The following is a 15,356-nucleotide window of genomic DNA, read 5'->3' as shown; positions in this document are numbered from 1 at the left end:
GCCCTTCGTCACGTCGGGATGCTGAGGCTCCACATGGCATCGAACATGGACGCCTGGAAAGCTGCGAACTCGGCGCTGTCGATGATCATGCCGTAGCTTTCGCGGGCGGACGAGATCAGCGCGACCTTGTTGCCGTAGATGAAGCAGGTCATCGCCAGCTGGTGGGCGGGCGGTGCGTAGCGCAGTTCGCGCCGCTGCTCCTGGCTGGACGGCCAGATGGGCGCGATGTCGCGCTCCGCAGAGCGGATCACGTGCAGCCAGATGCCGCGGCGCGCGCGCTCGGTCAGATATCGTTCCATCTCGTCGAGGCCCGGCTCGGCCATCAGCTCCTTCATGGAGAGGGTGGCCCGCAGCACCGCGTCGCCGCCGGAGAGCGTATCCCACAAGGTCGTGCGGATGCCCTCCGGGCCGGGATGGAAGCGCACGTTCGGCTTGCCGGTCTCGTGGTGGTACATGGACCTGAGCACCGGCATGACATCTTCCAGCATCTGCCGGCGCGCCTCGATGCGCTCCAGCAACACGCCGGGGTCCTGCGCGACCACGAAGCGCCGCTTTCCGTGGTCCACGAACCGGATCAGCCCCTCTTCCTCCAGCTTGGCCAGTGCATCGTGCGCCGTGGTGCGCGCGAGTCCCGCTTTCGCCGCGACCTCGGTGATGGAGGCGCCGCCGAGGCCGACCGCCGTCAGATAGAGCTTGTAGAGCGTCCCGGTGATGCCGATCCGGGCCAGCTTCTCTTCGATGTCCGCCGTCACTGTCACTTTCCCCCGATGGACGCAGCATGTCCGATCTCGCCGGAGAGGTCTATCATCGGTTTTAGCCGATAAAATTTCAAACGACGCGCCCAAAGAATAAGCGGGTTGCTATCGCTTTGATCGGATCAGTCGGCATTTTTGCCCGATGAATCATCATCTTCGCCGCCTTTGTGAATTGACGGAAATGACCGACATAAATTAGCCTTCGGTCATGGCTGATCGCATTGACGTGCCGCCGCTAGGCGGGGTGAAGGAGGAGGTCCGGATGGGAGCGAACGCTGAAGCGAGCGCGATGACGGCGGTTCCCGACAGATCGGCGCCTGCCGGCCGCAAGGTCCTCTGGAGCCGGCTGTTCGCTGACAAGTCGGTCCGCGCGGGGCTGGGACTCGCAGCCTTCTTCGCCTTTTGGCAGGCGGTGACGGGGCTCGGCCTCGTGGACGGCTTCCTTCTGCCGTCGCCGTTCTCCGTGGCGCAGGCGCTGTGGAACATGGCCCTCGACGGCTCCTTGTGGATTCATCTCGCCGCCAGCCTCCAGCGCGTCGCCGTCGGCTTCCTGCTCGCCTGCGTTGTCGGTCTGGCGCTGGGGCTCGTCTGCGGCTGGTGGCGGTCGGTGTCGGATTTCGTACGGCCGGTGGTGGAGGCCCTGCGACCCATTCCGCCGCTCGCCTGGATTCCGATCACCATCCTCTGGTTCGGCCTCGGGGACGCGGCGTCCTACTTCCTCGTCTTCCTCGGCGCCGTCTTCCCTGCCTTCGTCGCCACCTACACCGCCGTGCGCGGGCTCGATCGCAACCAGATGAACGCGGCCCTCTGCCTCGGCGCCAAGCCCTGGCAGCTGTTCTGGGACGTGCTGATCCCCGCCTCGCTGCCGATCATTCTGCCCGGCCTGCGTATCGCCCTCGGCGTCGGCTGGATGTGCGTCGTGACGGCGGAGCTGATCGCTGCGCAGACCGGCCTCGGCTACCTGATCCAGCAGTCCCGCATGCTGTTCCAGATCAACAACGTGGTGGCAGGCATGGTCACCATCGGCCTCGTCGGCTTCGCAATGTCCGCCATTCTCGAGCGCATCGAGCGGCGGGTGAACGCCTGGGCGCCCTCCGAGCGCAGCTGAGGACAGCGAAAGGAACAGCCATGCTTGCCAGTGCCTCCCTCATGTCTTCCGCCGCCCCGACCCTCGCGCCGCAGCTCTCGCCCGAGGATGTGCAGATCGACATTCGCAATGTCGGCAAGGTCTACGGGTCCAAGACCGAAGAACCTGTCATTGCCCTCGATGGCGTGACGCTCCGTATCCGCCGCGGGGAGTTCATCTCGCTGCTCGGGCCGTCCGGGTGCGGCAAGTCCACCCTGCTCGGCATCATCGCCGGCTTCCAGTCCGCCACCAGCGGGCAACTGCTGCAGGATGGTCGGCCGATCACCCGGCCCGGCCCCTCGCGCACGGTGGTGTTTCAGGACTACGCCCTGTTCGGCTGGATGACGGTGCAGCAGAACGTGGAATTCGGCCTCAAGGCCAAGGGCATGGGCAAGGCGGAGCGGGCCGAGATCGCCCGGTCGCTCATCGCCATGGTCCGCCTGAACGGCTTTGAGGACAAGTTTCCGCACCAGATGTCCGGCGGCATGAAGCAGCGTGCCGCCATTGCCCGCGCGCTCGCGCCCGATCCCGACATCCTGCTCATGGACGAGCCGTTTGGCGCGCTCGATGCGCAGACCCGCGTGCTGCTGCAGGAGGAGATCGCCCGCATCTCCTCGGAGGCTGGCAAGACGGTGATCTTCGTCACCCACGGCATCGATGAGGCGGTGTTCCTCGCCGACCGCGTGGTGGTGATGAGCCCGCGTCCAGGGCGGGTGCGCGAGGAGGTTCTGGTGCCGCTGCCGCGCCCGCGCACGGCCGAGATGCGGTCCGATCCATGGTTCGTCTCCACGGTCAATGACCTGTGGGAAACGCTCAAGCCGGAATGGCAGAAAGGGGAATAATCGTGACCTCAGGACTTTCGCGCCGCCGTTTCGGCCAGCTGGCCGCCGGCTTCGCCGCCTCCCTTCCTTTGGCAGCCCCCTCGATCCTGCGCGCGCAGGAAGGGGACGTGGTGCGCATGTGCTGGTTCAACACGACCACCGTGTCGGCCCAGATCGCCCATGTGCTGATGCGCACGGACATTCCCGCGCGCAACGGGCTGAAGATGGAGATGATCCAGCTCGCCGCCTCGCCCGCCATCACCGAGGCGCTGGTGTCCGGCGCGGGTGACGTGGGCACGCTCTCCGATTTCGCCGCCGTCACCACCATGGCCATCGGCGCGCCGGTGACGACCGTGTCCTCGCAGGCCCGCTTCCGCTCGGCGGTGCTGGCGACCAAGAAGTCCGGCATCACCAAGATGTCGGACCTGAAGGGCAAGCAGGTCTACGGCACCTTCGGCATCACCGCCTTCCAGAATGCGCAGGATGCCGTGTTGAAAGCCGGCCTCGTACCGGGCAAGGACATGACCTTCGTGAACGTCGGCCCGGCGGAACTGGCCGATGCCGTCGGCGCCCAGCGCATCGACGCGTTCTTCACCTATGACCCCTTCGTGAGCTTCTTCGAGAGCACGGGAAATGCGGTTGTCGTCTCGGAAAACCTGAGCCCGGTCATCGTGCTCGCCGCCAACAACCGCTTCCTCCAGAAGCCGGATGTGCTGCGCCGTCTGCTGCTCGCCAATGCGCAGGCGCTATTCTTCGCCGCGCAGAACAATGACCTCGCCAACAGCTGGTTCCGCTCGCTGGAGCCGGCCAAGAACATTCCGGAGCCCGTGCTCCAGAAGGCGTCGAGCTACGATCCGGCGTGGAGCGCGAAGACCTTCACCGACATCAAGGTCGCGCTGTCCCCGGCCCAGATCGCGCAGATGGAGACGCTGGCCAAGTGGGGCGTGGAAGCCAAGCTTCTGCCGCGCCTGCCTGACGTGCCGAAGTTCATCAATACGGCCATCGCCGGCGAGGTGGACAAGGAGATCGCCACCGGCAGCTTCGACGTGAAGAGCGTGAAGATTCTTCGCGCCTGATGTCGCCCCCGTCCACCACGGAGACGACGGCCCCGCCTCGGGCGCGGGCTGTCTTCCGCCGGCCGGTGAGAGTGCTCGCCGCCGGCCGCAGGGACATCATGACCCATACCCAGACACAGGACGTGGCGCCCCCGGATGGCCCCGCCATGCGCCATTTCGATTTCAGCACGCTCTCCGCCGAGATGCGCTATCGGCTTTTGGCCTCCGCGGTTCTCCCGCGGCCCATCGCATGGGTTGGCACCATGAGCGCGGATGGGGTGGTGAACGCCGCGCCCTACTCCTTCTTCAACGTCTTCGGCGCGGATCGCCCCATCGTGGCGCTGGGCATTCTGGCGCGGCCGGAGCGGGAGAAGGACACCGCCGCCAACATCCGCGCCACCGGCGAATTTGTCGTCAATCTCGTGCCCCACGCCCTCGTCGAGGCCATGAACGTGACCTGCGTGGATGCCCCGCCCGAGGTGGATGAGATCGCGCTGGCGGGGCTTCGATCCGTGCCCAGCATTGGTGTACGTCCCCCCCGCATCGCGGAATCCCCCGTCGCTCTCGAATGCCGGATGACCCATATGCTGGACACCGGCCCGGGCCAGCTTCTGGTCGTTGGCGAGGTGATACACGCCCATTATGCCGTCCATGTGCTGACCGGCGATCCCGCCCGTCCGCGGGTGGATGGTGTCGCCCTCGATCTCGTCGCCCGGATGCACGGCCCGACGGCCTACACGCGCACGCGCGACCTTTTCGACCTCGACCGCCCGCTGTGGAACGGCGCAGCACACAACAAGGAATGAGCGAGATGCCCAGGATCAAGGTGGCCGCTGTCCAGGCCGCAACCATCCCCTTCGACGGCCCTGCAGCGACCCAGCGCACCATCGCCCTCATCGCCGATGCAGCCGCCACGGGAGCGAAGATCGCGGTCTTCCCGGAGGCCTTCATCGGCGGCTATCCCAAGGGGCTGGACTTCGGCTGCAGCGTCGGCCGGCGGACAGCCGAGGGACGGACCGATTTCGTCCGCTACGTGCGCGGTGCGATTACGGTGCCCGGGCCGGAAGTGGACCAGCTCGCCGCCGCCTGCGCGGAGCATGACATCCATGTGGTGGTCGGCGTCATCGAGCGGGACGGTGGGACGCTCCATTGCACCGTGCTCTATCTCGGCCCGGACGGCCTCCTCGGCAAGCATCGCAAGGTGATGCCCACCGGCTCCGAGCGCCTGGTGTGGGGGTTTGGCGACGGCTCCACCCTGACCGTAGTCGACACGCCCTACGGCAAGCTCGGCGGCGCCATCTGCTGGGAGCACTACATGCCCCTGCTGCGCGCCGCCTATTACGGCAAGGGCGTCGAAATCTGGACCGCGCCTACCGCCGATGACCGGGAGACCTGGATCTCCACCATGCGCCATGTGGCCATGGAGGGCCGCTGCTTCGTCATCAGCGCCTGCCAGGTGATGCGTCGCTGCGATTTTCCGGAGGACTACGCCAGCCGCATCCAGGCCAGCCCCGACGCCTTCATGATGCACGGCCGTTCGGTGATCGTCGGTCCGCTGGGGGAAATTCTCGCTGGGCCCGTGCTGGACGAGGAGACCATTCTCACCGCCGAGATCGACCTCGACGACATCATCGGCGCCAAGCTCGATTTCGACCCCATCGGCCACTATGCGCGGCCCGACCTGTTCAGCCTCAGCGTCGATGAAGCGCCGCAACTCCCAGTTATTTCCCGCGCCGAAGGCTAGGGTTCGACCGGGCTTTCAGAATTGCAGAGCGTCCTCATCCGCCAACGCGGACGGGGATGCGTCTGCATTGCGGAGGAACTCGCAACGACATCCCGCCGATGAAAACAACCATCGAGACGCGGATAATGTATTAGAATATCGAGCCGAATAGCATTTATTTGCCCTTCAAGAGGCTCGCCTGGGAATTGCCCAACAGAGGCATTCATCGTCCCGGTGGATTTGAAATTTATCAGAACAGTCACTGCCCAATTTTTCTCGATCCCCCTGATGCCATTCGCCAGCCTTCACAGTACCCTTGATCGCTTCCATAAGCGCAAAGGGCATCCGGCGAGGGCGAATGGCGAAAGATGACGTCAAGGGAGACGCTCTCGACGCGCCCATTCTGCTCGCGGAATGGGAAATGCCTCTGCAGCGTGAGGCGAGCCTGATCGAGCGGCTCTCGGAGGTCGATCAGGCCATCGTTCGGATGCATGGGCGGGAGATGCGCCTTTCAGCCGGCGAGCCGCTCTTTCGTCAGGGCGAGCACCACGACGGCATCGTGGTCATTGAAGACGGACAGATCCGCAGCTTCTACGTGGCACCCTCGGGCCGTGAAATCACGCTGGCCTATTGGTCCAAGGGCCATTTCGTCGGTGGACCGGACGTCTTCGGCGGCGGCACCCACATGTGGGCGGCGACGGCGGTTCGGCCGAGCCGGCTGGTGTTCCTGCCGGGCGCAGGCCTGCGGCAGCTGGCGCGACAGGTGCCGGACCTAGCCATCGGGATCATCGACGCCCTTGTCTTCAAGGCCCGCTGCTATTCCGCCTTTGCGCAGATGCTCGGCACGCGCTCCGTGGCGCAGCGGCTTGTGCAGTTGCTCCAGCACCTGGCTCAGACCTATGGCGTGAAGGATGAGCGCGGCATCCTCATCGCCGCCGCCTTTACCCACGCAGATCTTGCTGCGCTCATCGGCGCCACACGGCAGTGGGTGACGGTGCAACTCGGCCGGATGCAGCAGGACGGCATCCTCACCAACCGGCGCGGCCTGATGGTCATATTGAAGCCCGAGGCCCTGGCTTCCGAGCTGGAGCCGGCCGACCGCAACTGACAATCTGCGGACCGGGCAAAGGCCGCCGGTCTCTCCGCCTCAAGCAACGAATTGCTTTTATATTTAAATTATCGATTTGATATTTTTTGAGCGGCCTGACTAAGGTCCGCCCTGGCTCCGGCCGCGAAACTGAGCGAAGGCCGTTCAAAAGCAATTCCTTTGCAACGGAAAAACTGCTCGATTCTCCAAAGAGATAACTGCGCATTCCGCAAGTGGCATCCCCCTTGCTGAGGTCAAACCATATTCGAGGATGCCATGACCGTCGCACTCACTCCCCAACCCGCCGCGATCTCCCAGCGTGACGCGGTCTTGTCCTTCATCACCGAGCAGACGTGGCTCGATCTCGCCTGCGAATTGATCCCGGCCGGCCAGCCGGAGGCGGAGAATCCGCTGGACCCGGACCTGCCGGGCGGGCGGGAAGAGGGCATCGCTCTGCTGCTCGCCGACAAGCTGGCGGCGCTCGGCTTCACGGTGGACCTGAAGGCGCGCACGCCGCACCGGCTCAATGTCATCGGCGCGCTGGCCGGGGCCGAGGAGGGGCCGTCCCTCATCCTCAATGACCACCTCGACACCTACCCTGCCGGCGACTGGGCGGCCTGGACCATGACCGGCGGCCATCCCTTCCGGCCGACCCGACACGGCGATCTGCTCTATGCGCGCGGCACGTCGGACACCCGAGGCAACCTCGCCTGCACGCTGCTCGCGGTGGAGGCAATCCGCGCGGCGGGTGTGCGCCTCAAGGGCACGCTGAAGTGCGTCTACACGGCGGACGAGGAAAAGAACGGGCCAGACGGCTCCATCTTCCTGCTCGACGAATGCGGGCTTGAGGCTGACTACACCATCGTCTGCGAGCCCACAGCCTGGACAGCGCCGGATGGCAGCTGGGGCATGGGGATCGCCATCGCCAATTGCGGCAATTTCCTCGTGGAGGTGGAGACCTCCGGTATCAAGACCCATCTCTGGCGGCCCGATACGGGCATCAATGCCATCACCAAGATGATGGAATTGCTGCCCCAACTCGAAAAGATGAGCTTCGCCCATACCCCCACCCCGCACGCGGGCGGCACGCCGCCCACGGTCACGGTGCTGCGCATCGCCGGAGGCGTGCCGCGCGAGATGCAATTCACGCCGGACAGCTGCAAGGCGGTGCTGGGGGTGGTGGGCATCCTTCCCGGCATGACGCGGGAGAGCGTGATGGCGGACATCAACGCCGTGATCGCCACCGCGCTCGCCACCGATCCGACCCTGAAGGCCGAGGCCCGGCCGTTCCCCGGCGCCCTGTTCGTGGATGGCACGGGCGAGCAGGAGGCGGAGGCCGAGCCCGTCCGCACCCTGCGTAAGGCCTATGGCGAGGTGCTTTCGGGCGAGCCGAAGCTCTACCGCAAGAACGCCTTCAACGACACCATCCGCTTCTCCGAGCGCGGCTTCAAGGCCATCACCTTCGGCCCCGGCGAAGACGGTTGGGCGCCGGTGAACGAGAGCATCCACATCGGCAAGGCGGTGGCGGCAACGCGCATCCTTGCGCTCGCCGTGATGGACTTGCTGGGAGTGGAGGAATGAGCGCCGTGGAGACCGCTCCCGAGCGCGCCTCAAGCCCGGCCCGGACTAGCCTGCTGCCGGGCCGTGTGCGGGCGGCCCTCCCCCGCACACGGCTCCTGACTGCGCTGACCGCCGCCACGCTCTTCGCCCTGTGGTGGCTCGCGGCCCACTATGCATGGGTGAACCCGCTCTTCCTGCCGTCGCCGAAGGCGGTGTGGGAGGCCTTCGTGCGCACCGCGACCGTAGGCTACCAGGGCAGCCTGCTGCACGAGCATCTGATCGCCAGCCTCTACCGGGTGCTGGCTGGCTACAGCCTCGCGTGCCTCGTGGGCATTCCGCTCGGCATCGTCATGGGTCTCAGCCGTGACGTGAAGGCGGTGTTCGATCCGGTGATCGAATTCTACCGGCCCCTGCCGCCGCTGGCGCTCTATACCCTTATCGTGATGTGGCTGGGCATCGGCGACGCGTCCAAGATCGCCATCCTGTTCCTCGCCGCCTTGCCGCCGCTGACCATCAGCTCCATGCAGGCGGCGGCGAGTGTCGATCCGCGCTACGTGAAGGCGGCGAAAAGCCTGGGCGCCAACTCCCGCCAGCTGTTCCGGCACGTTTTCCTGCCCGCCTGCCTGCCCGGCATCTGCACGGGCATGCGCATTTCACTGGGCTTCACCTACACGGTGCTGGTTGCCGCCGAGATCGTCGCCGCCACCGCCGGCCTCGGCTGGATGATCTGGGACGCGAGCAAGTTCCTGCTCGGCGACATCGTGATCATGGGCCTGTTCGTCCTCGCTTTCACCGGCATGGCGCTCGACTTCCTCATCCGCCTTGCCGAGCGCGCCCTGACCCCCTGGCGCTTCCGCTGATTCCCCTTTCGCCGACTGGAGACTGAGATGAACACGCTTCGACGCACGGCCTCTCTTCTGCTCGCCGCCGCCTTCTCCCTCGGCCTTTCGGCTGGCGCGCATGCGCAGCAGAAGCCGGAGGGGATCACCATCGGCTATCTGAACCTCGTCAATGCCCAACTCGTCACCAAGGCGCTCGGCCTGCACGAGAAGTCCGGCGTGCCGATCAAGTGGGTCAAGTTCGGCTCGGGCGGCGACATGAACCGCGCCGTGGCGGCGAACCAGGTGGATTTCGGCGGCGTCGGCAACCCGCCCTTCACCCTCGGCGCCACCCGCGCTTTGCCCTACAAGGGCATCTTCGTGCTGAACATGCTCGGCCCGGTGGAATCCCTCGCCGTGCGCTCGGACAAGAACATCAAGTCCCTGAAGGACCTTGCCGGCAAGACCGCGGCCGCCCCCTTCGGCTCCACCACCCATTATCTGTTTATCGCCGCGCTCAAGGAGGCGGGGGTGAACCCCACCGACGTGAAGCTCATCGACCTTTCGCCCTCCGATGCCGTCGCCGCCTGGCTGCGCAAGGACATCGACGCGGCGTGGATCTGGGAGCCCAACCTCGACAAGATCGTGAAGAATGGCGGCGAGATCTTCCTCACCAGCGGTGAGATGGCGAAACGCGGCTATCCCACCTGGGACGTGGGCGTCGTGATGAACGACTTCGCCGCCAAGTATCCGGCGCAGGTGGTGGCCTACGTGAAGGCGGAGTGCGAGGGCATCGACTACTGGCTGAAGCACCCCAAAGAGACGGTGGACATCATCGCCAAGGAATTGTCCCTGCCCGCTGACGATGCCGAGCGCATGATGAAGGGCACCACCATGGTGCCGTGTCCGGAGCAGATCACGAAGGACTATCTCGGCATGCCCGGCCAGATCGGCCAGTTCGCCGACACGGTGCTTGCCACGGCCACCTTCCTGAAGGACCAGGGACGGCTTCCCACTGTCCTGGACCGGGCCGGCTATGCGGCCTTCATCGACCCGTCCTACCTTGCGAAGGCACTGGGCAAATGAGCGGCGGCCCCGATGGCGTGATCATGGAAGCTCCCGTTCCCGTGCCCACGCACCTCGCCCCCGTACCGGGGCGGGGAAGGCTGCAGCTGAAAGACCTCTCCATCGCCTACGGCGAGGGCGCGGCGCGGCGCACGGTGGTGGAGCGCTTCGACCTCGACGTGGAGCCGGGTGAGTTCGTCTGCGTGCTCGGTCCGTCCGGCTGCGGCAAGTCCACGGTGCTCAATGCGGTGGCGGGTTTCGTGCCCGCCGCGCGCGGGCTGCTGGAGGTGGATGGCGAGACCATTCGCGGCCCCGGCGCGGACCGGGGCATGGTGTTTCAGCAGCAGACGCTGTTCCCTTGGAAGAGCGTACTGGACAACGTCGCCTTCGGCCCGCTCATGGCGACCGGCAGCACCTCGACGGCCGAGCAGACGGCGCGAACCTTCCTCTCGCTGGTGGGGCTTACCGCGTTCGAGAAGCACTACCCGTCCGAGCTATCCGGCGGCATGCAGCAGCGGGTGGGTATCGCGCGGGCGCTGGCCAATTATCCGCGCGTGCTGCTCATGGACGAGCCGTTCGGCGCCCTCGATGCGCAGACGCGGGCCATGATGCAGGAGGCGCTCCTGAACATCTGGGCGGAGTTCCGCACCACGGTGCTGTTCATCACCCACGACATCGAGGAAGCCATCTTCCTCGGCGACCGGGTGGTGGTCATGAGCGCCAATCCGGGGCGCATCGTCGCCGACATCCGCGTGGACATTCCCCGCCCGCGCACGCCGGAAGTGCAGTTCTCGGAGGCGTTCGTCGCGATCAAGCGGGAATGCTTCGCGCACATCCGGTCAGAAACGCTGAAGGCCTTCGCCCACCAGCAGAACGCCGCCGTGCCGGCGGCGTGATCTTTCGATGCGGAAGCGGCAGGGTCACGCCTGCCGCTGGAACTGCCGCGCGAGCCCTGCGACCACACCATCCTGCCCGGCGAGCCCGATGAAGCTGAGCGACGAGGGCAGGCCCGCGCGCGCCGGAGCGCCCGGCGCCACGATGGCGCACAGATCCATGGGACCGACGAAATAGGTGTAGGTGCCCATCACGGAGTTCCGGCCCATGGGATCGGCCAGCATCTCCTCGATGGTGTAGATGGTGGGCACCGTGGGCACGACGAAGGCGGCGTAATCGGCGAGCGCGGTTTCGGCCACGCGCTTCAGCTCGCGCATCCGGTACAGCGTCTCGAAAGCCTGCTTGGCGGAATAGCCGCGCCCCGGCTCGATGGCGGCGAGCGCGGCCGGGTGGATGGCGTCGCGGTGGGTGGTGATGATCTCGTCGTATTCGACGAGGCGCTCGGCCACCAGCGCGGACTGGAACACCAGCCGCCCCGCCTCCTCGAACGGCGCGAAATCGATCTCCTCCAGCGTGAAGCCGAGCCCGCGCAGACGGTCGAGATTGGCAGCGAAGGCGGCCTCGGCGGCGGCGTCGCCGAAGAAGCGCATCTGGTCCCCGCGCGGGATGGCGAGGCGCGCCGAGGGGGCCGGGGCCGGCGCGGTTCCGATGGTGCCCGCGTCGCGGCGGCTCCACGGATCGAGTGGGTCATAGCCGGCGATGAGGCCGAGGATCTCGCTTGCGTCATCCACATTGGTCGCAAAGATGGGGATACAGTCGAGCAGGGGGCTGTTGTAGACGGCGCCGCGCGTGCTCACGAGCCCGAGGGATGGTCTCAGCCCCACGATGCCGTTGCAGGCTGCGGGAACGCGTCCCGACCCACCCGTGTCGCTCCCCAGCGAGAAGGAAACCAGACCGGCCGCCACGGCCACGCCGGAACCGGAGCTGGAGCCGCCGGGAATGAAGGCTGGGTCAAGCGCATTGCGGCACAATGGCTCGGGGCTGCGGGTGCCGTTCAGGCCGGTCGCGAACTGATCCAGAGTGTTCTTGCCGACGAGCACGGCGCCCGCCGCCTCAAGGCGCGTGATCGCGAGCGCGCTTTCCTGCGGCGCCATGGCGACGGCCGGGCAATTGAGCGTCGTCGCCATTCCCGCCACGTGCAGATTGTCCTTCACCGAGAAGGTGAGACCGAGCAGTGGGAGCGCCTCGCCGGCCCGCGCGCGGGCGGCGGCGGCAGCGGCCTTCCTCTCCACCTCTGCGCGGGGGACCAGAGCGGTGAAGATGCCGTCTCCTGCCGCCGCCTGGGCGCGATCCGCTCCATCAAGCGCCAGCGCCACGGGATCGGCGCCATCGGCAAGAGCGGCACGGGCGGCCGCGAAGCCGCTTCGCGGAGGGCGGACCGTGGGGGCGACCTTATCAAGCATCTTGGGTCCCTTCGAAGGCCTTCTGGCTCTGTTGTCGGATAAGGTCGAGGCACTCCCGGCGAAGCGCCTGGAAGCGGGTCCCCAATGTCGTTTCGATGGTGCGCGGCCGCGGAAGGTCTACGGCTAGGTCGCGGACAATGCGCCCCGGCCCCGCCGACATGACGAGAACCCGGTCCGCCAGCAGCACAGCCTCGTCGATATCGTGGGTGACGAAGAGGATTGTGGTGTCCAGTTGCGCCCACAGCCGGAGCAGGCCCTCCTGCATCACGGTGCGAGTCTGGGCGTCCAGCGCGCCGAACGGCTCGTCCATCAGCAGGATGTTCGGCCGGTTGGCGAGCGCGCGGGCGATGGCGACACGCTGCTGCATGCCGCCGGAGAGGGTGTGCGGCAGCGCGTCGGCAGAGCGCGAGAGGCCGACCATCTCGATCAGCTCGTCGGCGATCGCGCGGGCCTCGACACGGGACTTGCCGGCCATGCGCGGGCCATGCGCCACGTTCGCCCGCACCGACTTCCAGGGAAACAGGCGGGGCTGCTGGAACACGACGCCGCGATCCGGCCCCGGTCCCGTAACGACCTTCGTGCCGACCACCACCTCACCTTCATAGGGCGTCTCGAAGCCGGCAACGGCATTGAGGAGGGTGGACTTTCCGCAGCCGGACGGCCCCAGCAGGCAGATGAACTCGCCCCGGCGCACCTGGAAGGATACCCGGTCAACGGCGGGTACGAGTTCGCCGCCGTCTCGCTCGAACGCGATAGTGACATCGCGCACGTCGATTTCCACCTCGCCGGCCTCCCTCAGCGGGACAGGCACGGGCTTGCGGATCATGGAAATGATGCTCATCGCCACCATACCAGGCGCTGCGCCAGCATCGCGAAGCAGCGATCGGCGATGAAGGAGATCAGGCCAAGCGCCGCGAGGCCGGCGAAGACGAGGCCCGTCTGCATGTTCTGCTGGGCCTGCTGGATGCGATAGAAGATGCCGGCGAATGCGCCCGCCAACTCTGCCGCCACCAGCGTGTAGAAGGAAATGCCCACCGCCGTGCGCAGGCCCACGACGATGAAGGGCAGCGCGCTCAGCAGCACCACCTCGCCCACGAGCCGGCGGCGTGGCGTGCCCAGCATCTGGGCGGCGCGCACCAGTCCCTGGTCCACCTTCTGGACGCCGAGATGGGTGGACAGCCAGACGGTGAAGAACACACCCCAGACAATCAGGAAGACCTTTCCGCTCTCCGACAGCCCGAACCACAGGATGACGATGGAGACGAAGGCGATGGGCGGGATGGGCCGCAGCACTTGGAACAGCGGGCCGAGCAGCCCGGAGAAGAAGGCAGAGCGACCGGTGAGCAGGCCGCATCCCACGCCGACGACGGAACCGACGAGATAGCCGGTAGCGACCCGCTTCAGGCTCGCCACCACGTCCTCTAAGAACAGGCCACTCGTCACCCACTCCATCGCCGCGCGTGCAACTTCGGTGGGTGCGGGAAAGAGGATCGGATTGACGATCCTCGCCTGCGCGATCAGCTGCCACACCAGCACGAACAGCGGGATGGAGACGAGCCCCACCGCCATGTTGATCCGCTGGCCCAGCCGGGCCTTGCGCCGCCGCTTCGCTCCCGCAGCGGGGAGCGTGCCTGCCCCGCGTGGGGAAAGGGCGGCCGGGGTGGAAACGTCCGCCATGACCCTGGCGCTTCAGTTGAGCTTGTAGGTGACGCGGGCGGCGTCCAAGGCGCGCAGAGGTTCTGGAAAGAGAACCACTGCGAAATCCGGCACGCCGGTTACGCCGGGCGGATGGTTCTTCGTATCGAGACGCCACTGAGCATGAGCCTTGAGGGCATCGATCTGCTTCGCGCCGATGCCGACCCGATAGACATAGTCGCTCCAGATCGGCTTCAGATCCTCCGGCTTCATGCCGACGGCCTTGGAGACGACCTCGATCGCCTCTTCGGGATGCGCCTTCACCCACGCTTCGGCGGCGATGAGGGCGGCGAGGAATTTGGAGACGATCTGCGGATTGGCCTTCAGGTAATCCTGCATCACGACAATGTTGAAGGTCTCTGAATAGACACCCTTGGTGTCCAGCAGCGCGACATCGTCGCCGAGCGCCTTCCGGCCGTTGGAGATGTGGGGTTCCCAGGTGTCGTAAGCATCGATGCTGCCGGCCGCCATCGCGGGCAGCATTTCCTGCGGCTTCAGATTGACGAGCGTGACATCCTTGGCGGTGAGGCCGGCCTTCTTGAGAAGCTCAGTGGTGTAGACCTCGCTGCCGGTTCCGGCTGTGTAGGCGATCTTCTTGCCTTTGAGATCGGCGATGGTCGAGATGCCTGCCTTCTTCGCCGTCAGCGTCTTGATGTCCGAATATTCCATGCCCGCCACGAACGCGATGGGCTGGCCAGCCATGGCGGCCGCCGTGACCGGCGCTTCCGCCGTGGTGGCGATGTCGGCGCCGCCCCCAATCACCGTGTCGAGGGCCTGCTTGCCGCTGGTGAAATTGCTCACCGAGACATCGAGGCCTTCCTTCTCAAACAGGCCCTGCGCCTTGGCGACGATGGTCAGCGCCGAGATGGGTGCCAGGTTCTGGGCGAGGCGAGCCTTCACGAGCTCTGCCGCTCCAGCGCTCGATACGGGCCCCAGGAGGATTGCAGCGGCAATGATGCTGTAGAGCTTGATATGCTGCATGGCCCGGTCTCTTCGCTGCGGTGCACGGATGACGCCATCGAATGCGTCCCGGCCGGGCTTTAGAAGCAATTAATTGCTAGCTGCAGAGACCCGTCAGCTCGGGTTCATCCGCCCACCGCCGGACGTCAGGGCCTGAGAAGGGCAATGGTCATGGGCTACGGTATAATTTGCGGGATGTCGGGTGCGCAGCTCGGGTGCCAACGAGGGTGCGCGCCCGCTCTCAGTGGGTGATTGAGTCGATGACGCTATTTCGAATTTTGGAAATGCGGTTCGGGCTGGTGGAGCCGAGTTCCACCTAACTATAGTCCATGGTAGACTATGAGGGCCTAAAGAGCCCCGAAAAATACCTTCTGAATCAGCCATTTGCTGCCCT

General features: G+C 66.1%; 15 protein-coding genes. 10 read left to right on the top strand and 5 right to left on the bottom strand.

Translation table 11 applies throughout. The annotated features are described in order from the left end of the window. Positions 1 to 8: 8 nt before the first annotated feature. Positions 9 to 752 (bottom strand): TrmB family transcriptional regulator, encoded by a 744-nt coding sequence (locus ACT54R_RS09310; protein WP_476325611.1) that lies wholly within the window; start codon positions 750 to 752, stop codon positions 9 to 11. Positions 753 to 1,017: 265 nt separating this feature from the next. Here ACT54R_RS09310 and ACT54R_RS09305 point away from each other — a divergent pair, with 265 nt between their 5' ends. From ACT54R_RS09305 to ACT54R_RS09260, 10 genes are all read left to right on the top strand, one after another. Continuing rightward, positions 1,018 to 1,863, top strand: a complete 846-nt coding sequence (locus ACT54R_RS09305) for an ABC transporter permease (protein ID WP_476325609.1) — start codon at positions 1,018 to 1,020, stop codon at positions 1,861 to 1,863. 20 nt (positions 1,864 to 1,883) lie between these two features. Beyond that, the gene (locus ACT54R_RS09300; protein ID WP_476325607.1) at positions 1,884 to 2,723 is read left to right on the top strand and encodes an ABC transporter ATP-binding protein; all 840 of its coding nucleotides are present in this window, start codon (positions 1,884 to 1,886) and stop codon (positions 2,721 to 2,723) included. A 2-nt stretch (positions 2,724 to 2,725) separates the two neighbouring features. Then, positions 2,726 to 3,778, top strand: a complete 1,053-nt coding sequence (locus ACT54R_RS09295) for an ABC transporter substrate-binding protein (RefSeq protein ID WP_476325605.1) — start codon at positions 2,726 to 2,728, stop codon at positions 3,776 to 3,778. 98 nt (positions 3,779 to 3,876) lie between these two features. Further along, entirely contained in the window at positions 3,877 to 4,563 is a 687-nt protein-coding gene (locus ACT54R_RS09290; RefSeq protein WP_476325603.1) for a flavin reductase family protein, read from the top strand. A gap of 5 nt (positions 4,564 to 4,568) precedes the next feature. Next, on the top strand, positions 4,569 to 5,501 hold the full coding sequence (locus tag ACT54R_RS09285; RefSeq protein WP_476325601.1) for a carbon-nitrogen hydrolase family protein: 933 nt from the start codon (positions 4,569 to 4,571) through the stop codon (positions 5,499 to 5,501). Between the two features lie 337 nt (positions 5,502 to 5,838). Further along, positions 5,839 to 6,588, top strand: coding sequence for a Crp/Fnr family transcriptional regulator (locus ACT54R_RS09280; protein ID WP_476325599.1), 750 nt, complete (start codon positions 5,839 to 5,841; stop codon positions 6,586 to 6,588). A 255-nt stretch (positions 6,589 to 6,843) separates the two neighbouring features. After that, positions 6,844 to 8,148 (top strand): M20 family metallopeptidase, encoded by a 1,305-nt coding sequence (locus ACT54R_RS09275; protein ID WP_476325597.1) that lies wholly within the window; start codon positions 6,844 to 6,846, stop codon positions 8,146 to 8,148. Next, positions 8,145 to 8,987, top strand: a complete 843-nt coding sequence (locus ACT54R_RS09270) for an ABC transporter permease (RefSeq protein WP_476325595.1) — start codon at positions 8,145 to 8,147, stop codon at positions 8,985 to 8,987. The genes ACT54R_RS09275 and ACT54R_RS09270 overlap by 4 nt, the downstream gene beginning before the upstream one ends. Positions 8,988 to 9,014: 27 nt before the next feature. Then, positions 9,015 to 10,031 carry a taurine ABC transporter substrate-binding protein gene (locus ACT54R_RS09265; protein ID WP_476325593.1) on the top strand — a complete coding sequence of 339 codons (1,017 nt, stop codon included), beginning with the start codon at positions 9,015 to 9,017 and terminating at the stop codon, positions 10,029 to 10,031. Further along, entirely contained in the window at positions 10,028 to 10,906 is an 879-nt protein-coding gene (locus tag ACT54R_RS09260; RefSeq protein ID WP_476325591.1) for an ABC transporter ATP-binding protein, read from the top strand. The genes ACT54R_RS09265 and ACT54R_RS09260 overlap by 4 nt, the downstream gene beginning before the upstream one ends. Positions 10,907 to 10,930: 24 nt before the next feature. Here ACT54R_RS09260 and ACT54R_RS09255 read toward each other — a convergent pair whose 3' ends face one another. Genes ACT54R_RS09255 through ACT54R_RS09240 form a run of 4 tightly spaced genes read right to left on the bottom strand, consistent with a single transcriptional unit; the run spans position 10,931 to position 14,983 of the window. Continuing rightward, the gene (locus ACT54R_RS09255; protein ID WP_476325589.1) at positions 10,931 to 12,307 is read right to left on the bottom strand and encodes an amidase family protein; all 1,377 of its coding nucleotides are present in this window, start codon (positions 12,305 to 12,307) and stop codon (positions 10,931 to 10,933) included. Next, entirely contained in the window at positions 12,300 to 13,148 is an 849-nt protein-coding gene (locus tag ACT54R_RS09250) for an ABC transporter ATP-binding protein (protein WP_476325587.1), read from the bottom strand. The genes ACT54R_RS09255 and ACT54R_RS09250 overlap by 8 nt, the downstream gene beginning before the upstream one ends. Beyond that, complete coding sequence (locus tag ACT54R_RS09245) at positions 13,145 to 13,984, bottom strand: ABC transporter permease (protein WP_476325585.1); 840 nt, start codon at positions 13,982 to 13,984, stop codon at positions 13,145 to 13,147. Before ACT54R_RS09245 ends, ACT54R_RS09250 begins: the two co-directional genes overlap by 4 nt. A gap of 12 nt (positions 13,985 to 13,996) precedes the next feature. Further along, on the bottom strand, positions 13,997 to 14,983 hold the full coding sequence (locus tag ACT54R_RS09240) for an ABC transporter substrate-binding protein (protein ID WP_476325583.1): 987 nt from the start codon (positions 14,981 to 14,983) through the stop codon (positions 13,997 to 13,999). Positions 14,984 to 15,356: the final 373 nt, after the last annotated feature.

It is taken from the genome of Xanthobacter sp. DMC47, from assembly GCF_056313845.1.
Note: the sequence above shows the minus strand (reverse complement) of the source record. Positions and strands in the feature narration are given on the sequence as shown.